At 48.5% G+C, this 20,494-nt stretch carries 22 protein-coding genes and 2 pseudogenes; 14 read left to right on the top strand and 10 right to left on the bottom strand.

What is annotated here, in order from left to right; all coding sequences use genetic code 11:
- Positions 1 to 32 precede the first annotated feature (32 nt).
- Positions 33 to 950: a S1C family serine protease gene (locus MTBMA_RS01895; RefSeq protein WP_238523390.1), complete on the bottom strand. Its 918-nt coding sequence runs from the start codon at positions 948 to 950 to the stop codon at positions 33 to 35.
- Positions 951 to 1,197: 247 nt separating this feature from the next.
- On the opposite strand from MTBMA_RS01895, the gene MTBMA_RS01890 reads away from it, so the two are divergent.
- From MTBMA_RS01890 to cruF, 3 genes and pseudogenes are all read left to right on the top strand, one after another.
- Complete coding sequence (locus MTBMA_RS01890; protein ID WP_013295210.1) at positions 1,198 to 1,749, top strand: manganese efflux pump MntP; 552 nt, start codon at positions 1,198 to 1,200, stop codon at positions 1,747 to 1,749.
- A 20-nt stretch (positions 1,750 to 1,769) separates the two neighbouring features.
- Positions 1,770 to 2,611 (top strand): annotated as a pseudogene (locus MTBMA_RS01885) (carbon-nitrogen hydrolase family protein).
- Positions 2,604 to 3,338 carry a bisanhydrobacterioruberin hydratase CruF gene (cruF, locus tag MTBMA_RS01880; protein ID WP_013295208.1) on the top strand — a complete coding sequence of 245 codons (735 nt, stop codon included), beginning with the start codon at positions 2,604 to 2,606 and terminating at the stop codon, positions 3,336 to 3,338. The pseudogene MTBMA_RS01885 and the gene cruF overlap by 8 nt, the downstream one beginning before the upstream one ends.
- 48 nt (positions 3,339 to 3,386) lie before the next feature.
- Here the strand turns inward: cruF and MTBMA_RS01875 are convergent, their stop codons facing one another.
- From MTBMA_RS01875 to MTBMA_RS01860, 4 genes are all read right to left on the bottom strand, one after another.
- The gene (locus MTBMA_RS01875) at positions 3,387 to 4,271 is read right to left on the bottom strand and encodes a prenyltransferase (RefSeq protein WP_148215526.1); all 885 of its coding nucleotides are present in this window, start codon (positions 4,269 to 4,271) and stop codon (positions 3,387 to 3,389) included.
- Positions 4,272 to 4,291: 20 nt separating this feature from the next.
- On the bottom strand, positions 4,292 to 5,152 hold the full coding sequence (locus tag MTBMA_RS01870) for a phytoene/squalene synthase family protein (RefSeq protein ID WP_013295206.1): 861 nt from the start codon (positions 5,150 to 5,152) through the stop codon (positions 4,292 to 4,294).
- A 53-nt stretch (positions 5,153 to 5,205) separates the two neighbouring features.
- On the bottom strand, positions 5,206 to 6,681 hold the full coding sequence (locus MTBMA_RS01865; RefSeq protein WP_013295205.1) for a phytoene desaturase family protein: 1,476 nt from the start codon (positions 6,679 to 6,681) through the stop codon (positions 5,206 to 5,208).
- Positions 6,682 to 6,815: 134 nt separating this feature from the next.
- Complete coding sequence (locus MTBMA_RS01860; RefSeq protein WP_013295204.1) at positions 6,816 to 7,364, bottom strand: HEAT repeat domain-containing protein; 549 nt, start codon at positions 7,362 to 7,364, stop codon at positions 6,816 to 6,818.
- Between the two features lie 121 nt (positions 7,365 to 7,485).
- Between MTBMA_RS01860 and MTBMA_RS01855 the strand changes: the two genes are divergently transcribed.
- The 3 genes and pseudogenes from MTBMA_RS01855 (at position 7,486) to MTBMA_RS01845 (ending at position 11,765) form a co-directional block, all read left to right on the top strand.
- Positions 7,486 to 8,430, top strand: coding sequence for a prenyltransferase (locus MTBMA_RS01855; protein ID WP_013295203.1), 945 nt, complete (start codon positions 7,486 to 7,488; stop codon positions 8,428 to 8,430).
- Positions 8,427 to 9,173, top strand: a complete 747-nt coding sequence (locus MTBMA_RS01850) for a metallophosphoesterase (RefSeq protein WP_013295202.1) — start codon at positions 8,427 to 8,429, stop codon at positions 9,171 to 9,173. Before MTBMA_RS01855 ends, MTBMA_RS01850 begins: the two co-directional genes overlap by 4 nt.
- 5 nt (positions 9,174 to 9,178) lie before the next feature.
- Positions 9,179 to 11,765 (top strand): annotated as a pseudogene (locus MTBMA_RS01845) (ATP-dependent helicase).
- Between the two features lie 200 nt (positions 11,766 to 11,965).
- Here the strand turns inward: MTBMA_RS01845 and MTBMA_RS01840 are convergent.
- The gene (locus MTBMA_RS01840; RefSeq protein WP_013295199.1) at positions 11,966 to 12,640 is read right to left on the bottom strand and encodes a class I SAM-dependent methyltransferase; all 675 of its coding nucleotides are present in this window, start codon (positions 12,638 to 12,640) and stop codon (positions 11,966 to 11,968) included.
- 472 nt (positions 12,641 to 13,112) lie between these two features.
- Between MTBMA_RS01840 and MTBMA_RS01835 the strand changes: the two genes are divergently transcribed.
- Positions 13,113 to 13,601: a flavodoxin family protein gene (locus MTBMA_RS01835; RefSeq protein ID WP_052292714.1), complete on the top strand. Its 489-nt coding sequence runs from the start codon at positions 13,113 to 13,115 to the stop codon at positions 13,599 to 13,601.
- A gap of 65 nt (positions 13,602 to 13,666) precedes the next feature.
- Here MTBMA_RS01835 and tsaA read toward each other — a convergent pair whose 3' ends face one another.
- From tsaA to MTBMA_RS01820, 3 genes are read right to left on the bottom strand one after another with little or no spacing between them, the layout of a single operon-like run.
- Complete coding sequence (tsaA, locus tag MTBMA_RS01830) at positions 13,667 to 14,071, bottom strand: tRNA (N6-threonylcarbamoyladenosine(37)-N6)-methyltransferase TrmO (RefSeq protein ID WP_013295197.1); 405 nt, start codon at positions 14,069 to 14,071, stop codon at positions 13,667 to 13,669.
- Positions 14,072 to 14,097: 26 nt separating this feature from the next.
- A complete protein-coding gene (locus tag MTBMA_RS01825) occupies positions 14,098 to 14,751 on the bottom strand; it encodes a cyclase family protein (protein WP_013295196.1) in 654 nt (217 codons plus the stop codon).
- A 15-nt stretch (positions 14,752 to 14,766) separates the two neighbouring features.
- Positions 14,767 to 15,114: an ArsR/SmtB family transcription factor gene (locus MTBMA_RS01820; RefSeq protein WP_013295195.1), complete on the bottom strand. Its 348-nt coding sequence runs from the start codon at positions 15,112 to 15,114 to the stop codon at positions 14,767 to 14,769.
- An 81-nt stretch (positions 15,115 to 15,195) separates the two neighbouring features.
- On the opposite strand from MTBMA_RS01820, the gene MTBMA_RS01815 reads away from it, so the two are divergent.
- The 6 genes from MTBMA_RS01815 to rfbB are packed head-to-tail and all read left to right on the top strand — an operon-like array spanning position 15,196 to position 19,421.
- Positions 15,196 to 15,420 (top strand): hypothetical protein, encoded by a 225-nt coding sequence (locus MTBMA_RS01815; RefSeq protein WP_013295194.1) that lies wholly within the window; start codon positions 15,196 to 15,198, stop codon positions 15,418 to 15,420.
- Entirely contained in the window at positions 15,404 to 16,120 is a 717-nt protein-coding gene (locus MTBMA_RS01810; RefSeq protein ID WP_238523388.1) for an HAD family hydrolase, read from the top strand. The genes MTBMA_RS01815 and MTBMA_RS01810 overlap by 17 nt, the downstream gene beginning before the upstream one ends.
- Entirely contained in the window at positions 16,121 to 16,975 is an 855-nt protein-coding gene (gene rfbD / locus MTBMA_RS01805; RefSeq protein ID WP_013295192.1) for a dTDP-4-dehydrorhamnose reductase, read from the top strand.
- Positions 16,972 to 17,850 carry a glucose-1-phosphate thymidylyltransferase RfbA gene (gene rfbA / locus MTBMA_RS01800; protein ID WP_013295191.1) on the top strand — a complete coding sequence of 293 codons (879 nt, stop codon included), beginning with the start codon at positions 16,972 to 16,974 and terminating at the stop codon, positions 17,848 to 17,850. The genes rfbD and rfbA overlap by 4 nt, the downstream gene beginning before the upstream one ends.
- Entirely contained in the window at positions 17,843 to 18,400 is a 558-nt protein-coding gene (gene rfbC, locus MTBMA_RS01795; protein WP_013295190.1) for a dTDP-4-dehydrorhamnose 3,5-epimerase, read from the top strand. Before rfbA ends, rfbC begins: the two co-directional genes overlap by 8 nt.
- A 10-nt stretch (positions 18,401 to 18,410) precedes the next feature.
- A complete protein-coding gene (gene rfbB, locus MTBMA_RS01790) occupies positions 18,411 to 19,421 on the top strand; it encodes a dTDP-glucose 4,6-dehydratase (protein WP_013295189.1) in 1,011 nt (336 codons plus the stop codon).
- Here the strand turns inward: rfbB and MTBMA_RS01785 are convergent.
- On the bottom strand, positions 19,418 to 19,759 hold the full coding sequence (locus MTBMA_RS01785; RefSeq protein WP_013295188.1) for a hypothetical protein: 342 nt from the start codon (positions 19,757 to 19,759) through the stop codon (positions 19,418 to 19,420). The genes rfbB and MTBMA_RS01785 overlap by 4 nt on opposite strands.
- Positions 19,760 to 19,803: 44 nt before the next feature.
- Between MTBMA_RS01785 and MTBMA_RS01780 the strand changes: the two genes are divergently transcribed.
- Positions 19,804 to 20,418 (top strand): TetR/AcrR family transcriptional regulator, encoded by a 615-nt coding sequence (locus tag MTBMA_RS01780; protein WP_013295187.1) that lies wholly within the window; start codon positions 19,804 to 19,806, stop codon positions 20,416 to 20,418.
- The last annotated feature ends 76 nt before the right edge of the window (positions 20,419 to 20,494 follow it).

Here is a 20,494-nt window from a genome sequence, read left to right as displayed (position 1 = left end):
TTCTGTGCACCCATAAAAATTTTGGTGGGGAGTCACTGGAGCTCTGAGGGCCTTACCTGGACTTTAAAGGCTTCTGATCCCCTTATCACATCCACGTGACATTCCACGTCGATTTTTTCCTCACAGAGTATCCTGTGGATGTCGTCAACTGTCTCCACCGGCTCATCATCGATTGCCACTATCACATCGCCCCTCATCATTCCAGCGTCCCTTGCCGGGCCATCCTGGAGTGATGCTATCATCACGCCCCTCTCTGAGTTTAAGCCGAGTTTTTCCCTGAGTTCATCCCTGATGACTATGTTCTGGCATGAAACCCCTAAGTGGGCCCTCCTTATTTTGCCGTCCTTTATGAGTTTATCTGCAACCTCCCGGACTGTGTTTGAGGGTATGGCGAAGCAGAGCCCCTGGGCTGGCCTTATGAGTGCTGTGTTTATTCCAAGTACCCTCCCCCGGAAGTCCACCAGTGGGCCGCCAGAGTTTCCAGGGTTGAGTGCCGCGTCGGTCTGTATGACCCCATCAACGAGTCTTCCTGTCATTGTCCTGAGGGATCTTCCTGTGGCACTCACCACCCCTGCTGTGACAGTGAACTGGAAGCCAAAGGGGTTGCCTATTGCAAGGGCGAGCTGACCAACCCTCACCCTGCTGGAGTCTGCGAATTCAGGTACCTGGAGTTCTGTTTCAGGTTCAATTTTTATGACTGCAATGTCAGTGTGGGGGTCATCACCCACAACCTCTGCTGTGTGGTGCTCCCCTGTGTGGAGGTTCACGTCTATCCTCTCTGCCCCGTGGATGACGTGGCTGTTGGTTATTATATGGCCGCTCTCTGTATAGATGACCCCTGAACCCCCGCCTGCTGCTCTGCTTCCTGATTTTGACTGTGTTGTTACCCTGACAACCGAGGGGCTCACCGCCGCGGAGGCATCAATGACGGCCCTGGAATATGCATCCATTATTTCTGATTCTTCTAACTCCTTTTCCTCAAATTCATGACTTATGCTTTTATTTCTGGCTTTAAACATTTTTAAATTTCCTGAAATTTTTTAAACCCATATTCAAATCTTTTTAGGTGTTTTTCAGAACCCGAGAAATTTAGTTAACTTAAGTTATTAAAATTGTGGTATATAAAGTTTTTGCATCTGCAGATGATTTTATAAGTAGCTGGTGAGAGAATTATATGGTTACTCAATGGTGATACCTATGGATCTTCTATCGATGGTTTTCATTGGAATTGGCCTGGGGATGGACACATTCAGCATATCAGTGAGCCGCGGTCTTGTGGGCCATGAATCAGGAATCAACTACGCCCTCATAACTGCATTCTCATTCGGGGCATTCCAGGCATTCATGCCCATCCTCGGATGGATATCTGGCCTCGAAATTCAGAGCCTCGTGTCAGCCTTTGCGCCATGGGTTGCATTTACACTCCTCCTTCTGATCGGGCTGAAAATGATATACGAGAGCACCATGCTTGAGGAGGAGGAATTCAAATTCAGTTACCGTGAACTCCTTCTGTTATCAGTTGCAACCAGCATAGACGCCTTTGCTGTGGGTGTCAGCTTTGCACTCCTTAACATATCAATATGGCTGCCCATAATAATCATAGGAGTCATCACGTTCTTCCTCTCCCTTGGGGGGAGCTACCTTGGAGAGAAGATAGGTCACATATTTGAAAACCGTATAGAGGCACTGGGTGGTGTCATCCTCATACTCATTGGTTTAAGGATACTCCTGGAGAACAACGTCCTCTGAGGACCATGCTCACTGATATTATGGGGGTGCCAGGTCTGAGGGTTGGAATCTGTCAGATGCAGGTAAATGAGAGAAAGGAAGAAAACATCAAAAAGGCCTCTGAGATGATAAGGGAAGCGTGCAGCCAGGTGCTGAACTTATGGTTCTTCCTGAGATGTTCACATGCCCCTACGACTCTGAACTCTTCCCTGAATATGCGGAGGATGAGAATGGAGAGACCATAACCGCAATGAGCTCCGTTGCAGCAGAACTGGGGGTCCATCTGGTTGCAGGTTCAATTCCCGAACGAACCCCTGAGGGGATATACAACACATCATTCATCATTGATGATGGTGGTGAAGTCGTGGCGAGGCACAGGAAGGTTCACCTCTTTGATATAGACGTGGAGGGTGAGATAACCTTCAGGGAATCCGACACTCTTATTGCAGGTAGCTCTGTGACCGTTACTGAAACAGGTTCTGCTGTGATCGGGGTTGGTATATGCTATGACATGCGCTTCCCTGAACTCTCAAGGATGATGGCCCTGGGGGGTGCGGAGGTTCTCATATTTCCCGGTGCATTCAACATGACAACCGGTCCAGCCCACTGGAGGCTCCTTGTGCGGTCGAGGGCCCTTGACAACCAGTGCTACTGTGTCGCAGTGTCCCCTGCAAGAAACCCCCGGGCATCCTATGTTGCATACGGTCACTCACTTGTCGCCGACCCATGGGGTTCGGTTATGGTTGATGCAGGTAGCTCAGAATGTGTTCTAACAGCCGACCTGGATATGGAAATGGTGGAGAAAGTGAGAAGGGAGCTTCCACTTCTAAGGAATCGGAGACCAGATGTTTACAGGTGGATGGAGGGAGCTGACCATGAATAGACCCTCCGGGAAATCCATCATCATACTCCTCGTGGGCATCATCCTTGCATTCTCATCATATTTTGTAGCCAACGTGGATATAGGGGGTTATTCCGCGGTATCGGTTGTTTTCATCATATCCATGGCCCTCCCATCATTTATTTCGGTGATAAGGGACCTCAGGAGTCGTGGTGTTATTCTGATACTTGTTCTGGGGGCCTATGCAATTCTGATCGAAACTTTGGCCATAGTAACGGGTTTTCCCTACTCGGAGTTCCACTACACCGGACTCATTGGACTGAAGATACTTGGACACACCCCCTTCACGGTCCCATTCGCATGGCTGCCCCTCTTCCTTGGGTCGGCCTATCTTGCAAAGGAATCTGTTGGTGGGAAACTGAAATTTCTGGGCCTTTCAACCCTCCTTGTGGTCCTCACAGATGTTGTGATTGACCCTGCAGCCGTGACCCTCAAGTTCTGGATCTGGAGTAATCCAGGAATATTCTATGGTGTGCCCCTGCAGAACTTCGCTGGATGGGTGCTCTCAGGTTTCATTGCATCCCTTATTCTGCTTGTGGTTCTGGGTGATTCTATGAAGGAAATGAAATCAGGGGCCATCTCCAGCCTCTACCTGATAATGTGCTTCTGGACAGCGGCCTGCCTCTTCCTTGGACTTGAGATCCCCTTCATAACCGGTTTAATCCTCTTGGCACTCATACTCATTAAAACAAAGGCAAACCTGTGGTAGGATCCTGAATAGTTAAATCCAGAAAACTACAGCAAAAAAACTTCAAGATCAAATCCAGTGAAAGATCTTGTGGTTTATGAGCGCAAGGAAGAGCAGACCTCCAAAGGCTGTGTTGACGTAGGGCAGGTACCAGTAAACCCTCTCTATCCTTATTCTTTCGAAAAGAAGTACAGAAAGGGAAAATGCAGGATACGCAAATACCAGAAAGCTGAGGGGATGTAGATCCGTAAGATAGACGGTGATGAAAGATAATATCAGCCAGAAGGCTGCTGAAAGTGCAAGTGCCGCCTTTTCACCCATGAAGACAGGCGTTGTGTTGATTCCTGCCCTCCTATCATACTCTGTGTCAGGTACGGCAGAGAATATGTGCATGGCAGCGATGTGACAGTAGCCTGCAAGGAGGATTATGGGTTCAGGAAGGCTTCCTGATGCAAGGCTGTAGGCAAATACACCGGGCATTATGTAGAGGTAATTTGATGAAAAATCCAGGAAGGGCCTCTCCTTGAATCTGAGTGGGGGTGCACTGTAGAAATATGATAGGAATAAAAATCCGAGGAAAAGAATGGCCTCCTGTGGTTTCTGTGAAAACATGAGCGCGACGCTGATACCTGTAACTGCAAGCAGTGAATTTCTGAGTTTCCTCCGCTCACTCTGCATCAGCATGTGCTCCCTTGAACCCTTTTTGGGGTTTAGTCTGTCTGTATCCTCATCCCAGTAGTCGTTGACACCGTAGATGAACACATTCGCCGGGAAAAAGAAGTAGAGGAGGTATATGTAATAGGCTGGTGAGAGAAAATCAGTGAACCCCTTCGCTGCAAGGGTGTACCCAATTACATATGTTCCCCCGGTGTATATCCAGAACCTGAATCGAGATATGCCGACCAGAAAGCCCGTGTAATCTTTTATGGAATTAAAAAGGGATCCTGGGGTCATCTGAGACATTTGAAGGTCCCCTAAATACTCCCCTCATTAACGGGTGCCCTGGGTCTGATGAGCCTCAGCATGTTCAGGAGGGCCCCTGAGACCACCCTGCCCCTTGAGGGCTTCACCTTCCTCCGGTAGACTATGAGGGGGTCCCTTTCGATTATCCTGGACGTCCAGAGGTACATGTCGGCGGCGGTCTTTATGGGTACCAGGTAGCGGTAGGGGATGTAACTGTAACCCTCCTCTGCCCTCCTCTGCCAGTCCCTGTAAATATCAATCTGAGCCCTGAGGAAGGACCTGAAATTATCCTCCCTTCCCCTTATTTCACTTAAATCCAGTGACTCCAGATCAAATCTTTCAAGTTCAGTCAGCGGGAAGTAGAGCCTTCCAAGTTCAACATCCTCTGCTATGTCCCTTATGAAGTTGACGTACTGCATGGCCCTCCCCATGTAGCGGGCGTGGGGATATGAATCCGTGTCAAGGCCCATGATGGATGCCATGAAGAGGCCCACAACCTCAGATGAACCAAGTAGGTACTCCTCAAGGTCAGCCATTGTCCTGTAGGATGATACAGTTATATCCATCTCCATTGATCTTAGAAAGGCCTCTGTCCACTCTTTATTGAAAGCCTTTCTGGCTGAAAGTTCCGCGAACGAATCAACAACCACATCCCCTGTTTTTTCGCCTGATGATGCCGCCCGGTAGCGTTCAACAAAGTCGTAGAACCCCCCGGTATCTTGGGGTATTCTATCAACATAGTCATCCGCCTTTCTCAGGAAACTGTAGAGTATGAAAACGTCCCTCCTAACCTTTGGTGGGAAGAAGAGGGTGCTGTAGAAGTATGTTTTGCTTCCCCTTTTGAATATTGAATAGATTTTTTCATCAATCAAGAGCCTATCACCCATATAACCTTTTAAAGTTGCTTTGCCTGAAGGATTCTGGACTATTCACCCATTTCTTCCAGTATCTCTCTGCAGACAATCTGGGAGGATATTAGTGTCATTGGCACCCCTATACCTGGATGGGTGTACTGTCCAGTGTAGTAAAGGTTTTTAACCTTCTTGCTTTTATGTGCCGGTCTCCAGAGGGCGGTCTGCCTGAGGGTATGGGATAGGCCAAGTGCTGTCCCCCTGTATGCATTGTATCGTTCCCTGAAGTCATTTATGGCGAATATACGCTTCACCACCACATGGTCCCTTATCTTCATACCTGTCCTCCCCTCAAGGTCATCCATGACCCTGCTGTAGAGGCCCTCCCTCAGCTCCTGGTTATCCTCCATGCCAGGTGCCAGGGGAACCAGTATGAATAGGGTGTCTGATCCCTCGGGAGCAGCTGTTGTATCCGTCCTTGAGGGAACATTAACATAGTATGACGGCCTATCAGGCCAGGACGCCTTTTCAGGGTCAAAGACCTGCTGGAATTTGTCTGCCCAGTCCCTCTCAAGGAAGAGGTTATGGTGGTCAAGGGCGTCTACTGTGCGGTCAACACCCACGTAGGCCACAAAGGCTGATGGTGCCAGTACCCTTGAATTCCAGTAGTTCTCATCATAGGTCCTGTGGTCGGCATCAAGGAGTTCAAGTTCACTGTGGGGGTAATCTGCATTCACAAGAACTGCATCGGCATCGTGGATGTTCCTGTCGGTTACAACAGAGGTGGCCATCTTATCTGTAACCTCTATCCTCTTAACCTCTTCATTGAAGTGGAATTCGGCCCCGTTATCAAGTGCAAGTTCATATATGGACTCTGCAACCCTCCTTATGCCACCCTCAGGGTAGAAAACCCCCAGTGTCATGTCAATGTGGGACATGATATGGTACATGGAGGGTGTATCCTGCGGTGCGCTTCCAAGGAAGCCTATGGAATACTGGAGTATCTTTCTTGCCTCATCACTCTCAAAGCGTTTGTTAACAAAGTGCTCAAGGGATTCGAGTATGTTGAGTCTTATCCCCTGAAGCAGGAGTTTGCCATTGAGGAAGTCAAGGATGGAACGGTAGTCCCTGTAGAGCATCTCCTTTACAACAGAATCATAGAGTTCACCTGCTGAATGGAGGTATTCCCTGAGCTTCTCGCCCCCGTTTTCCTCGAAGCTGTCAAAGAGTTCATAATTCCTTTCAATATCGGATGAGACATTTACAACCTTATCATCATCAAAGAATACCCTGTATGCAGGGTCAAGTTGTTTCAGGGAGTAGAAATCCTCAGGTTTTCTCCTGAACTCTGCAAAGAAGTTCTCAAATATGTCAGGCATGAGGTACCATGATGGGCCCATATCAAATGTGAACCCCCCCTCACCGTAGACGCTTGCACGTCCACCTGGACCCTCATTTTTCTCAATAACAGTTACATCCATCCCACCCCTTGCAAGAAGCGCTGCTGCAGATAGACCTCCAAATCCAGCCCCCACTATCACTATCCTCATGAAACCACCGGCTAAAATATTATATATAGTTATATAACGACACTTAAAAAATATAAAAGTTTCATGGGGACTGCAATAAACAATATTACTGAATTGAGTAATTGATGAACACTTCACACAAAAAAGCAGGAGGACTATGACTGGATCTTTTTGAGTGACTTATTGGCAGCCTTCTTGAAGTCCTTATCCCCCTTTCTTCTGGCCTTCTTGATTGGTTCTATGGCCCTCGGATCCCTGAGGTCGCCAAGGGACCTTACAGCGACAAGTTTAACACCCCAGTCCTCATCCTCAAGGGCACCTATGAGTGGTTCCACGGCCCTCTTATCCCCCAGTTCCCCAAGGGACCTTGCAGCAAATTTCCTCACCCCCCAGTCCTCATCCTCAAGGGCCCCAATGAAGTGATCCACAACTCCTGGATCCCCTATCTTCTTGAGGGCGAATGTGGCGTATCTCCTGACCTCCCCCTCTGCAGTGTCCATTATTTCAATGAGCCTTTCAAGGGACATTTTTCCGAATTCTGCAAGTTTATCTGCAGCCTTAAATCTAACAGGATGACTTTCATCCTCCAGAAGTCCTGCAAGTATTTCAACGGATTCCTCTGAGGGTTCAAGTTCATCAACGGCCTTCATCTTTTCCTCTGAATCCATGAGGCCAATCCTATCCTTCAAGGTACTATCAGCCATGAGAATCACCTGATAAATTCACCTGATTGATTCTGTGATAATAAACTGTGATGATAATCTTTTATTCCGCAGCCGATATAAATGTTAATGGACCCCAATTCCCGCTGGTAGGAGGATGTGAATGCATAAACTGGATGTCAAGAAAAAAAACTCCAGGTGGTATTTCCTGTCTGAGGTCATCAAACTGGGTAGACTTCCATTTCTTGGGGCTGGCCTGATCCTCTATGCCACAGGGGCCGTTCTTGCAGCTATAGGTAGGGGTTACCTTCCCCCTGACCAGTTCATCATGGGATATGCGATCTTGATGCCAGCCCATCTTTCTGTATCCTACAGCAACGACTACTATGACTTTGAACTGGACAACCCTGAGGCTGTAACAGCATATACCGGGGGAAGCGGGGTTCTCCAGAGACACCCTGAACTCAGAGGCTTTGCCTGGAAATTTGCTGTCCTTCTCATATCAGTATCCCTGACACTTGCAGTTATCTACACTCTCATCTACCGTAACCCTGCAGTTCTTCTCCTTGCAGTTGCCGGTAATCTGCTTGGATGGTTTTACAGTGCCCCTCCAGCCAGACTATCATACAGGGGTTTTGGGGAGGTTGCAACAGCCCTGACAGGCTTCATATTCCCTGCCATGGGTTACTCTGTAATCAGGGGTGTGATTGATACTCCCTTAATCCTATTCTCCATCCCCATAATGCTTTTGCAGCTTGTTTTCATCATAAACGTTGAGATACCTGACCTCAGGGAGGACCTGCTGGGGGGCAAGATAACGTTTCCTGTCAGGATGGGTGTCAGAGCATCCAGAAGGGTTATGGCCTTAAGTGCGGCTGCTGCAACGGTTGCACTGGGACTTCTTGAATTCTCCCCCCATTTCGATCCCAGGATCAGTTTCCCGCTGATTGCTCTACTTTCACTCACACTCACAGTTCCCTGCATCTATTATTACATCCATAACCCAGATGAAGTCAATGTGAGGGGATCTGAGGTTGTAATGAACTCACTCATAGCCTTCGGGGTCCTTGACCTCCTCTACCTCATCAGTGTCCTGGTGATGCAATGAACACGTTTAAACTGATGGATGGGCTGGAAATATGTGACCTGTCACTTCTCATTGAGGATTCAATGATAATAGCCGACCTCCACCTGGGGTATGAACAGTACCTCACCAGTGAGGGGGTGATGGTCCCTGGATTCCAGTTCAGAAAGATAGTTGAGCGGATAGAATCCATAAGGGACGCATCGGGTGCCTCGGGTATCATCATAAATGGTGACCTCAAGCATGAATTCGGGAGGGTGAGCCGTCAGGAGAACCGGGAAATCATGCGGATGATGGACTACCTCCAGGAAAACTTCAGGGAGATAACACTGATCAAGGGGAATCATGACCCCATAGTACCCCACATGTCTGGGATATCAGGTATTGCGATCCATGAAACCATGAAGGTGGACGATTTCCTCCTGACACATGGCCATGTGATACCTGAAAGACTTGACGCTGAAAACATCATCATAGGCCACGAACACCCATGCGTGGGTCTCAGAAGCGGTGAAAGGGTTGAAAAGATCAAATGCTTCCTCCTAGGGCCCTTCAGGGATATGAACCTCGTTGTCATGCCATCCTTCAATTTCATAACCGAGGGCTCCGACATCCTCCATGAGGCTGTACTATCACCCTTCCTCAGGGAGGCTGAACTTGAGGAGTTCCATGTCTATGGTGTTGAGGACTTTGAGGTTTTCGATTTCGGGACGGTGGGTGCCCTCATGGAGTTCACCTCATCAACAGGATTCAATGGTGGGTGGTGAGGCCCATGATAGTCAGACAGAAGAAGAAATACTCAAGCAGCAGGATACATTCTGTTCTTCACCCCTGGGTCAGTGAATGGTTCAAGAGAACCTTTGATGACTTCACAGAGGCCCAGAAGTATGCAATAATGGATATACACATGGGGAGGAACGTCCTTGTATCGTCACCAACAGGTTCAGGTAAGACACTCACCGCGTTTCTTTCCATAATCAGTGAACTCACCACACTTGCAGATAGGGGTGAACTGGAGGACAGTGTCTACTGCATATACATTTCACCCCTTAAGGCCCTTGATAATGACATAGAAAGGAACCTTGAGGAACCCCTCCAGGGTATAAGGGAGATTGCAGAGGAGGAGGGCAGGGATCTTGAGATAAGGAAAGCTGTGCGGACCGGTGACACCAGCAGCTATGAGCGCTCCAGGATGCTCAAAAATCCCCCACACATCCTTATAACGACCCCTGAGACGCTTTCAATACTCCTTGTGGCCCCGAAGTTCCGTGAAAAGCTTTCAACTGTGCGCTATGTTATCGTGGATGAAATACACTCCCTTGCAGATAATAAGAGGGGTGTTCATCTTTCACTGAGCCTTGAGAGGCTGCAGCACCTTGTCGGTAACTTCACAAGGATCGGTTTATCTGCGACGGTCCATCCACTTGAGCGTGTTGCAAAATTCCTGGTGGGTTACAGTTATGGTAATGAAAGGGACTGCATCATAGTGGACGTCAGCTACCTGAAGGAACTTGACATTGAACTCATCTGCCCGGTTGATGACATCGTGGCCGCTGACCCTGAGGAAATTGGTAATGCCCTCTACGACATCCTCCACGATCTCATAATGGAACACCGGACAACCCTAATCTTCACCAACACTCGGAGCGGGACCGAGAGTGTGGTTTACAACCTGAAAAGTCGTTTCCCTGAGAGTTACACCGATGAAAACATAATGGCACATCACTCATCACTTTCAAGGGAGATAAGGCTTGAAACAGAGGAGAAACTCAAGAGGGGTGAGCTGAAGGCGGTTGTATCATCAACTTCCCTTGAACTCGGGATAGACATCGGGTACATTGACCTGGTGGTTCTTCTGAGTTCACCAAAATCTGTTTCAAGGGCACTGCAGCGTATCGGGAGAAGCGGGCATCAGCTTCATGAGAAATCAAAGGGACGGATAGTTGTCGTGGACAGGGACGACCTTGTTGAGTGTTCACTCATACTCAAGAACGCCGTTGAGGGTAAAATAGATTCCATAAGGGTACCCGAGAACTGCCTGGATGTCCTGGCCCAGCACATATACGGGATGGCCATTGAGAACCCCCTGGGACATTGATCATGCCCTTGAGGTTATAAGGAACAGCTACTGCTACAGGAACCTCAGGAGGGAGGATTACCTCTCTGTGCTCAGCTACCTTGCAGGAGAGTATGCGGAGCTCGAGGAGAGGTACGTCTATGCCAAGATCTGGGTTGACCACGACAAGAACATGTTCGGGAGGAGGGGTAAACTTGCCAGGATGCTCTACTCCACCAACATAGGGACCATACCTGATAGGAGCGCTGCGGTTGTTAAGTGCAACGGAAAGGTTGTGGGGAGGATAGAGGAGGATTTCATGGAGAAACTCAGGAAGGGCGACACCTTTGTTCTCGGCGGGAAGATCTACAGATTCAACTATGCAAGGGGCATGACCGTCAATGTCAGCCCCGCCTCAGGACCCCCCAACATTCCATCATGGTTCTCGGAGCAGCTGCCCCTCTCCTTTGACCTTGCAGTTGACATACAGCGATTCAGGGACATTATGGATGGTAAGTTCCAGTACGGGCGTTCAAAGGAAGAGATAACAGAGTTCATAATGGACTACCTCCACGTGGATGAGAGGGCCGCAGGTTCAATCTACGAGTATTTCCGTGAACAGTACCTCTACGCGGCAATACCCAGCATCAGGAGGATGCTTGTTGAGTACTACACTGGCTTCGGGGGTAGAAAATTCATCGTCTTCCACAGCCTCTTTGGAAGGAGGGTTAACGACGCCCTATCAAGGGCCGTTGCCTATGTCATTGCAAGGCGTTACCGGCGGGACGTCATGATATCTGTATCTGACAATGGATTCTATCTGAGTTCAGAGGGAAAGATGGGTGGTCTCGAGTCATTCATGGAACTTGAACCTGAGAACCTCAGGGAGATACTTAAGAAGGCCCTTGACCGGACAGAAACCCTTGCAAGCAGGTTCAGGCACTGCGCTGGCCGTGCACTCATGATACTCCGCAGGTACAGGGGGGAGGAGAAGTCTGTTGGCAGGCAGCAGGTGAGGGGTAAGATACTACTTAAATTTGTGAGTGAACTGGATGACAGGTTCCCCATACTCGAGGAGGCCCGCAGGGAGGTTATGGAGGACTACATGGACATCGAGAATGCCATCAGGGTCCTTGAATGGATCCGTGATGGTGAAATGGAGATCAAGCAGTTTGACACGAGGATACCCTCACCATTTGCCTTTAACCTGGTTGCCCAGGGTTACCTGGACGTGCTCAAGTATGAGGACCGGATAGAATTCATCAGGAGGATGCATCAGGCTATATTAGATGAGATCAGATGATCTTCCAACGCAGAAAGAACAGAAAACTGATATCATCTTTTCTTCAAGGATGAAATCAGGTAATCATAAGTTATGAAAAAGAACCAGAAACTGGTGTCATATTCCCTTAAGAACAAGCAAAGTCATGAAAAAGAACCAGAAACTGGTGTCATATTCCCTTAAGAACAAGCAAAGTCATGAAAAAGAACCAGAAACTGGTGTCATATTCCCTTAAGAACAAGCATCATGTTACCTCCCCTCCTGAACTCATAGTCCACCGAGACCGTGAATGCATCAAATTCATCTCTTTTATCCTCCAGTATGCCTTCTGCATAATCTGAGAGTTTTCCGTTCTCCTTGACAATCGGGTATATCCTCACCTCTGAGCTGACGCGTATCATCTCAGAAATGGCCCTTTCATGAAATTCCCTGTCAAGCCTGTGGTCATATATGAAGAGGAGATGGGATGAGAGAAGGAGATCAAACTCATCATCATCAAAGGGTAAATCCCTGAGGTCCCCCCTCACGTAAAGTTCAGGGTGTTCTCTGTAGCTTTCCTCAAAACACCCGCAGGCATTCAGGCGTTTTTCAAGCATCTCCTCAGGTGAAGAGTAGAACCTCCACACGAAATGGTTCCTGATCCTCTTAAGGGCATCTGTGAGTGCCATGAGGTGCTCCCTGCACATATTCCCAAGAGTATCTGCCTCCTCACCATACATGATGTCACAGGCCCTCACATCAAGGCCCCTCTTCGCCATGATTGGTGTGAATGAGCTGGCACCCGCTGGACAGTCAAGTATTCGCAACCCCTTAAGTTCGTTTATCCTGAGATCAAACATCTTCATGTATTCCTGGCATGTGCGGGCGGTGAAGAGGGGTCCCTCTATAACCTGCATAATGTCACCTGTCTATAGTTGTGTTGTATGTGATACTTTAGCATGCACCATGGTGAAGAGGACCTGTGTGTAGACCTCCATCACTAATCTTTATGTGATGCCTTAGCTTGCAAACCATCCCACACAACCGAAATATTTATATACTAGAATTCTAACATATAGGTTTGTGTGTCTCATACACACATCACCCCCTTAAATTATTGCTTTCAACTTCCGGGATATTTTGTTCTGTTGAAAGCACCAAAAAATCAGCTTCCAGAGATAAAAAACGAAAAAGCACCTCCCCGTTTTTTCACTCCTAACAACCCCCCTTTAAATCTCTGGAAGCTACCCCCCATACTAAGGCAAGCAGATGATTCTGATTTTGAGAGTTCCTCCATGATATTCATGACTCCATTATCACCAGGTTCTTATAACCTCTGAGTATCACAAAGAGAACAGTATTTATGCGTCCATCAACATATCAGTAACCATGAGGGCACTTGTGGTATATTATTCAAGAACCGGGCGTACCAGGGATGTGGCATCTCAGATCGCCAGGGAACTCAAATGTGACATCGAGGAGATAAGGGACACCCAGAATCGAACCGGTATCATAGGGTTTTTAAAATCAGGTTACCAGGCTGCGAGGGGCAAGGACACCGTACTTGAACCCTATGAAAGGGACCCCTCAGACTATGATCTTGTGATAGTTGGTACACCTGTCTGGGCAGGTAATCCATCGGTACCGGTGGGCACCTACCTCAGGGAAAACGCATCAAAGATAAAGAATGCTGCCTTCTTCTGTACATATGGTGGAAGCGGTGCAGAGGGAACATTCAGGCGTATGAGCGAGACCATAGGAAAGGAACCCATCCAGACAGTCGCCATAACCGAGAGGGAGATAAAGGAGAATACCTGTGACTGCAAGATAGAACCCTTTGTAAGGGACGTTGAAGCAGCATTCAGAACTGAGGAATAGTCCGGATCTTAAGCATCTTCCTCAATAACTGCCTGCTAATTGCAGTGAAAAGGCGTTCTGACCTTTCAGTCCCCGGGTGAATCGATATCCTCATGGTATGGCTTTATATCGATAACAGGTGAGCCATCCAGTGCATCAAGGCCCCTCACCCTGAGGAAATCACCTGACTCCAGCAGCTCCACCAGGCACAGCCCTATCGGGTTGGGCCTTGCAGGGGCCCTTGTTGAAAAAACACCCCTCTTCTTCTTTTTACCCCGCGGAACAACCTTAAGAACATCCCTTTCAGCCAGGTGCTGCCAGTAGAGAACAAAGAGGTACCTGAAAAGTTCAATTCCCTCCAGGGCGTCACGGTACTCCGGGAAGATGTGAATCTCGCTCTCCTCCATTGAGAGCCTCCCCTGGTGAGGTGCCTCCCCCCTCCCCATGAATGGGGATCTCACAAATCCAACAGGCCTTATCTTTATCTCCACAGATACCCTCCACAGATCCCTGAAAATTAAACCTTAAATTCCGCTATAACGGTACATGGTGCACTGTCAACCCCCTCAATGGTCCACGGAACCACAAAAACCCTCTCAATAACCTCCGGAGCACTCATCAGTTTCATATCCTCCAGGATGAGAACTGGCTCCCCATAATCAGGGTCCTCAGTGAAGGCCATTATGTGGGCCATCTCGCCCTCAGATGGGTGTTCTGGATTTGATATTGATATGCAGTCCACCCCTATGGCCCTGATACCCCTGAAGTTCCTCCTTATGTTATCAATAAGTTCAGGGGTTATCCAGGGGTTATCCTGCAGGTAGGTGTCCCCACCCCTCACTGACTCGAAGCCCGTCCTTATGAGGAGGAGGTCGCAGTCGGGAATCTCAATGTCACCGCTCCCTATGGGGTCCCCTGGCCCCACATCAACGTCCACAGTGCAGACGTCATTGAATACAAGTTCTTCAATACTGTATTCACTTATCCTCTTTCCGCCCTCAATGAAATGGGCCGGGGCATCTACATGGGTCCCGGCATGGTTGGATGTGATGATGGTGTGGGTCTCATACCCATCCACAGGTATCATGTTCCTGATTGATATCCTCACATCGTCAAGTGCCGGGTGAACCGGTGAACCATCCTCCAGTGGATGCGAAAGAAGTTCATACATGGTATATCCCCTGTACTAAGGACATTTGCTCCTGCAGTTTTCTATAATATCCGCCACGCCCCTATCGGTGAGGTGGTAGCGTGCCATCTTACCATCCCTTTCATAGTCAACGATTCCCGCACTTCTCAGAATTCTGAGCTGGTGAGAAACCGCTGACTGGGTCATCTCAAGGAGGGATGCGAGTTCACAGACACACAGTGAATCCACGGTGAGTGCCTCGATTATCCTGAGCCTTGTGGGCTCGGATAATATTTTGAAGAGGTCACAGAGTCCTTTTATTTCATCGTCGTCAGGCATCGACTCCCTCACCATGAGCACCCGGGCCTCATTGGCATCATCGATTTCACAGACATCACTCTTCATAGAATAATTTATAGATGAAACTGCAGATAATAATAACGTCACCATGATGGTGAAGCAGGATTAAAGAACGGGTAAAGAGCCATGGCAGTGGACTGGATAAGAATAATGGACATTCTGGGGGCTGAACACACCTACGCCACAGGTCCCCGTGGAAATGCAATTGACATACGGGTCAGTGAGAGGAAGATAACCGTCACCTACCTCAGGAATGGCAACCCTGCCCAGAGGGTCTTTCTGAAATCAAACATAGTTTACTATGAGTACAGCTCCGAACACCTCAGGAAAAAGTATGAGAGGCAGGTCTAAGATGAACACCATCATATTCGATATTGATAAAACGCTGCTTGTGGGATCCCACTGTCACTTCTACTCCTTCAGGCAGGCGTTCAGGGAACTTTTCAATGCTGATGTTGAAATAGACATCGAAAGAATCCAGGGGATGACCGATAAGGAGATAATATTCCAGACCGCATGGAAGTACGGTCTTGAAATCAGCGATGGGGACTTTGTGAGGATAGTGGATAGGATTTCCTATAACTACCGCCTGAACCTTGAGAGGGATAACATAAGAGCCCTGCATGGTGCAGAAATTATCCTTAAAAGGCTCAGTGAAGCCGGAACACCCCTCGGAGTTGTGACCGGAAACATTGAGCCTGTTGCATGGTTGAAGCTCAGAGAGGCCTCATTTGATGGATACTTCAACTTCGGGGGCTTTGGCAACGAGGGGTGCAGCAGGGCCTCGATACTGAGGCTTGCCCTTGAAAGGGCCTCCTCAATTTACGGGCGGCTACGGCGGGAAAATGTTATAACCGTAGGTGACACTCCACGGGATATTGAAGCCGGGAGGGAACTTGGCTTGAGGACCGTGGGGGTTGCCACAGGGGACTTCACGGTTGATGAACTGGAGGCAGCCGGTGCCGACCACGTCCTTGAGTGTCTCGGTGACGTTGATGCCTTCCTTGAGATAACAGGTTATGGTACTGCAGTGAGCGTTATGGGTGATTGAATGAAGGTTCTTGTAACCGGGGCCTCGGGTATGCTTGGAAGTGACCTCATTGATGTCCTGAAAGAAAGACATGAGGTTTTAACGTCAGGAGACCTTGACATCCGGGACCTTGAGGGTGTCATGGAACTTGCAGCCAAAAAGCGTCCGGATACCATCATACATGCAGCTGCATTCACAGACGTTGACTGTGCCGAATCGGAGCGTGAAACAGCCTATCAGGTGAACGTTCTCGGGACCCGGAACGTTGCTGCCGCTGCATCACAGACAGGCGCCAGTCTGGTTTACATATCCACCGATTATGTTTTTAATGGTAAGAAGGGTGAAGAATACTTTGAATTTGATGAACCGGATCCTCTGAACTTTTACGGGAAAACCAAGTACCTGGGTGAACTTGCTGTGCGTGATCTGACAGATAAATTCTACATAGTAAGGACCTCCTGGCTATTTGGGAGGAACGGGAGAAACTTTGTAAGTACCATGGTGGAACTCGCAGAGAGGGGTCATGAGATAAGTGTTGTTGATGACCAGTATGGATCCCCAACATACACCCGTGACCTTGCAGGTGCAATCGGGAAGCTTATTGAAAGGCCCGCATATGGTGTTTATCATATAACAAACTCTGGCCACTGCTCATGGTATGATTTTGCCAGGGAGATATTCCATGCGCTGCAGATGGGTGTTAAGTTGAAACCTGTAAGGAGCCATGAATTCCCGAGACCCGCCCGCAGACCATCATTCTCTGTCCTCAAAAATTATAACTGGATCATGGAGGGCTTTAAGCCCCTCAGAAGCTACAGGGAAGCCCTTAAGGATTACCTTGAGGAAATGAAATCAATTAATGGAGGTGGACCATGAAGGGCATAGTGCTTGCAGGGGGTTCAGGAACCCGCCTCTACCCCATAACAAGGGCTGTTTCAAAGCAGCTTCTCCCGATATATGATAAGCCAATGATATATTATCCCCTATCTGTGCTGATGCTCGCGGGTATAAGGGATATCCTCGTGATATCAACCCCAAGGGATCTTCCACTCTACAGGGACCTCCTGGGGGACGGGTCACAGTTCGGTGTCAGGTTCGCCTATGAGGTGCAGGAGGAACCCCGCGGTATTGCCGATGCATTCCTTGTGGGAAGGGAGTTCATTGGAGATTCCAGGGTTGCCCTGGTGCTGGGTGATAACGTATTCTACGGGCACAGGTTCAGTGAAATACTCCAGAGGGCTGCGTCCATCAGGGAGGGTGCTGTCATATTCGGTTACTATGTAAAGGACCCGCGACCCTTCGGTGTTGTTGAGTTCGACGGGGAAGGAAGGGTTATATCAATAGAAGAAAAACCTGAAAGACCCAGATCCAACTACGTTGTCCCGGGCCTATACTTCTATGACAACCAGGTGGTTGAAATTGCCAGCAGGATAGAGCCATCAGAGAGGGGGGAGCTTGAGATAACATCCGTCAACGAGGAGTACCTGAAGATGAAGAAGCTCCGTGTGGAGCTCATGGGCCGTGGGATGGCCTGGCTTGACACCGGTACCCATGACGGCCTTCTGGAGGCAAGCAGTTTCATAGAGACCATACAGAAGAGGCAGGGATTCTACATCGCATGCCTTGAGGAGATAGCATACAACAATGGATGGATCACAAGGGATGATCTCCTTGAAATGGCAGAAAAACTTGAGAAGACAGAATACGGCAGATACCTCAGAGACCTTGCGGAGGGAAACTTCCATGGGTAACTTCAGATTCCAGAGAACCAGGCTTGATGGTGCAATCATCATAGAACCGGAGGTCTACGGAGATGAACGTGGATACTTCATGGAGACCTTCAACCAGGCACTATTCAGGGACCATGGCCTTGATATCACATTTGTCCAGGACAACGAATCCATGTCCCGCAGGGGCGTCCTCAGGGGCCTTCACTTCCAGCTGAAGAGGCCCCAGGGAAAACTCATCAGGGCTGTGAAGGGTGAAATCTTTGATGTTGCAGTGGACCTTCGCAGAGACTCAGAGACTTACGGTGAATGGGTGGGTGTTCACCTTTCAGAGGAGAACAGGAGGGAATTCTTCATTCCCGAGGGATTTGCACACGGATTTCTGGCCCTCGCAGATGAGTGCATAGTTAACTACAAGTGCACAGAACTCTACCTCCCTGAATACGACTCTGGCATTCCATGGGACGACCCTGACATCGGTATAGAGTGGCCCCTGGAGCTGGTGGATGAACTCATAATTTCAGATAAGGACATGAACTGGAAGCCCCTCCGTGAAAGACCAGTTTACCTCTGAGGAGATTTAGATGGAAAGAATTCTAGTAACCGGTGGAGCCGGCTTCATAGGTAGCAACTTCATAAGGTACATGCTTGAGAACCACAGCTATGAGATAATCAACCTTGACGCTCTCACATACTGTGGAAACCTTGAAAACCTCGCCGGAGTGGAGGATGACCCACGGTACATATTTGTTAAGGGCAGCATAACTGATAAGGAACTTGTTAACGACCTCATAGCAGAATCTGATGTTGTTGTGAACTTCGCGGCAGAATCCCATGTCGACCGGAGTATTGAGGACCCGGGCATATTCATAAGGACAAATGTCATGGGCACTCAGACGCTCCTGGAGGCCTCTAGGAGGCAGGGTGTTGAGAGGTTCATACAGATCTCAACGGATGAGGTTTACGGCTCCACGGAGGAGGGCTATTTCACCGAAGAGACCCCGCTGGCACCAAACAGCCCCTACTCTGCCAGCAAGGCCTCTGCAGACCTCATAGCCAGGGCATACAACCGTACCTATGGTTTGCCGGTTAACATAACACGCTGCTCCAACAACTATGGACCCTACCAGTTCCCTGAGAAGCTAATACCCCTCATGATAACGAATGCCCTTGAGGATAAACCCCTCCCTGTCTACGGTGACGGCATGAATGTGAGGGACTGGATACATGTCCGGGACCACTGCAGGGCAATTGACCTCGTTCTGCACGGTGGACGTGCAGGTGAGGTCTACAATATAGGGAGTAACAGTGAGAGGAGGAATATAGAGATCGTTGAGCTCATACTCAGGGAGCTTGGCAAGGATGAATCCCTCATAAGGTTCGTTGAGGACCGCCCTGGCCATGACAGGAGATATGCAATCGATGCAAGTAAGATAAGGAGTGAACTTGGCTGGAAGCCCTGTTACTCCTTTGAGGAGGGTATCAGGGAGACCATAAAATGGTACATTGATAACAGAGAATGGTGGGAGAATATAAAAAGCGGAGAGTACCTGAGATACTATGAGCGAATGTACGACGAGAGGCTGCGGGATTAACTGTCCCTTTTTTCATTAGAGATGAGATTCCTGGTCTCTTCCAGGTTAATCTCTATGAATTTCCTGCTTGATGGATCTGAAAGTATTTTTAGCTGCTCTTTTCCTGTTTTCCTGTGGGCTTCCCCAAGTATATCCTGGATATCAGAGACATCCATTTCAAGTATGGCCCTCAACCTCTCCCTGTCATATTCTGAAAGCTGTGAATAGCCATCTATTATCTGTGATCTGAATTTTGATGCCAGGTTTATCTCTTTCCGAACCCAGCGTCTTAGTAGGAATGATGGTACCCTTGTGAAGAGTTCCAGTGATTCAATAACATCCTTCTCGGTTATTCTCATGGTACTATCTGTGGCGATAATGTTTATATAACACTAACCCCATAATGTTAGTAAGTACTTACATAAGTGGTATCATGGTCTCCACAGAGAAGAGGATAACCGAAGCCGCAAGGGAACTTTTCATAAAAAGGGGATACAGGGGTACAACAACCCGTGAAATTGCATCCCGGGCCGGTGTAAGTGAAGTAACGGTCTTCAGAAAATTTGGATCCAAGAAAAACCTTCTCAAAAGGATAATGGATGAGAGCAGCGAAAGGATATCGGGGGTCCTTGAAGTCCTCAGGAGAGATGGTGACCCGCGTGATGTGCTGAAGGAAGTCATCCAGAAACTGATCATGGTCATGGTCCAGGAGAAGATCGACCTTCTCTTTTTGATGATGGTTGAAAGGGAACTTGAAGAACACGGTTTTGATGGGTGGGAAATCCATGATTCAACTGCCAGATTGATATACGATTCAATTGAGCATTATCTCAGGGATAAGATCAGTGAGGGCTCCATAAGGGTCGTGGATCCGGGGACCGCTGCAGAGATGATAATCAGTTACATCTCCCATGCAAGCCTCAGTTCACACTTCCGCGGACATGAAACACCAGCAGCGGAGAGTTTCATAGACATATTATGGAGGGGTATAGAAGGAGGTGGTATGATTAAGGAATAGTTCCAGACGAGACCTCAGGGACCTTATAGGCACATTCAGAAGGGTCTCTGAAAACCCCGCTTCAAGGGTTCTTCTG

The organism is Methanothermobacter marburgensis str. Marburg (assembly GCF_000145295.1).
GTDB lineage: Archaea > Methanobacteriota > Methanobacteria > Methanobacteriales > Methanothermobacteraceae > Methanothermobacter > Methanothermobacter marburgensis.
This window is presented reverse-complemented; position numbering and strand designations above follow the sequence as displayed.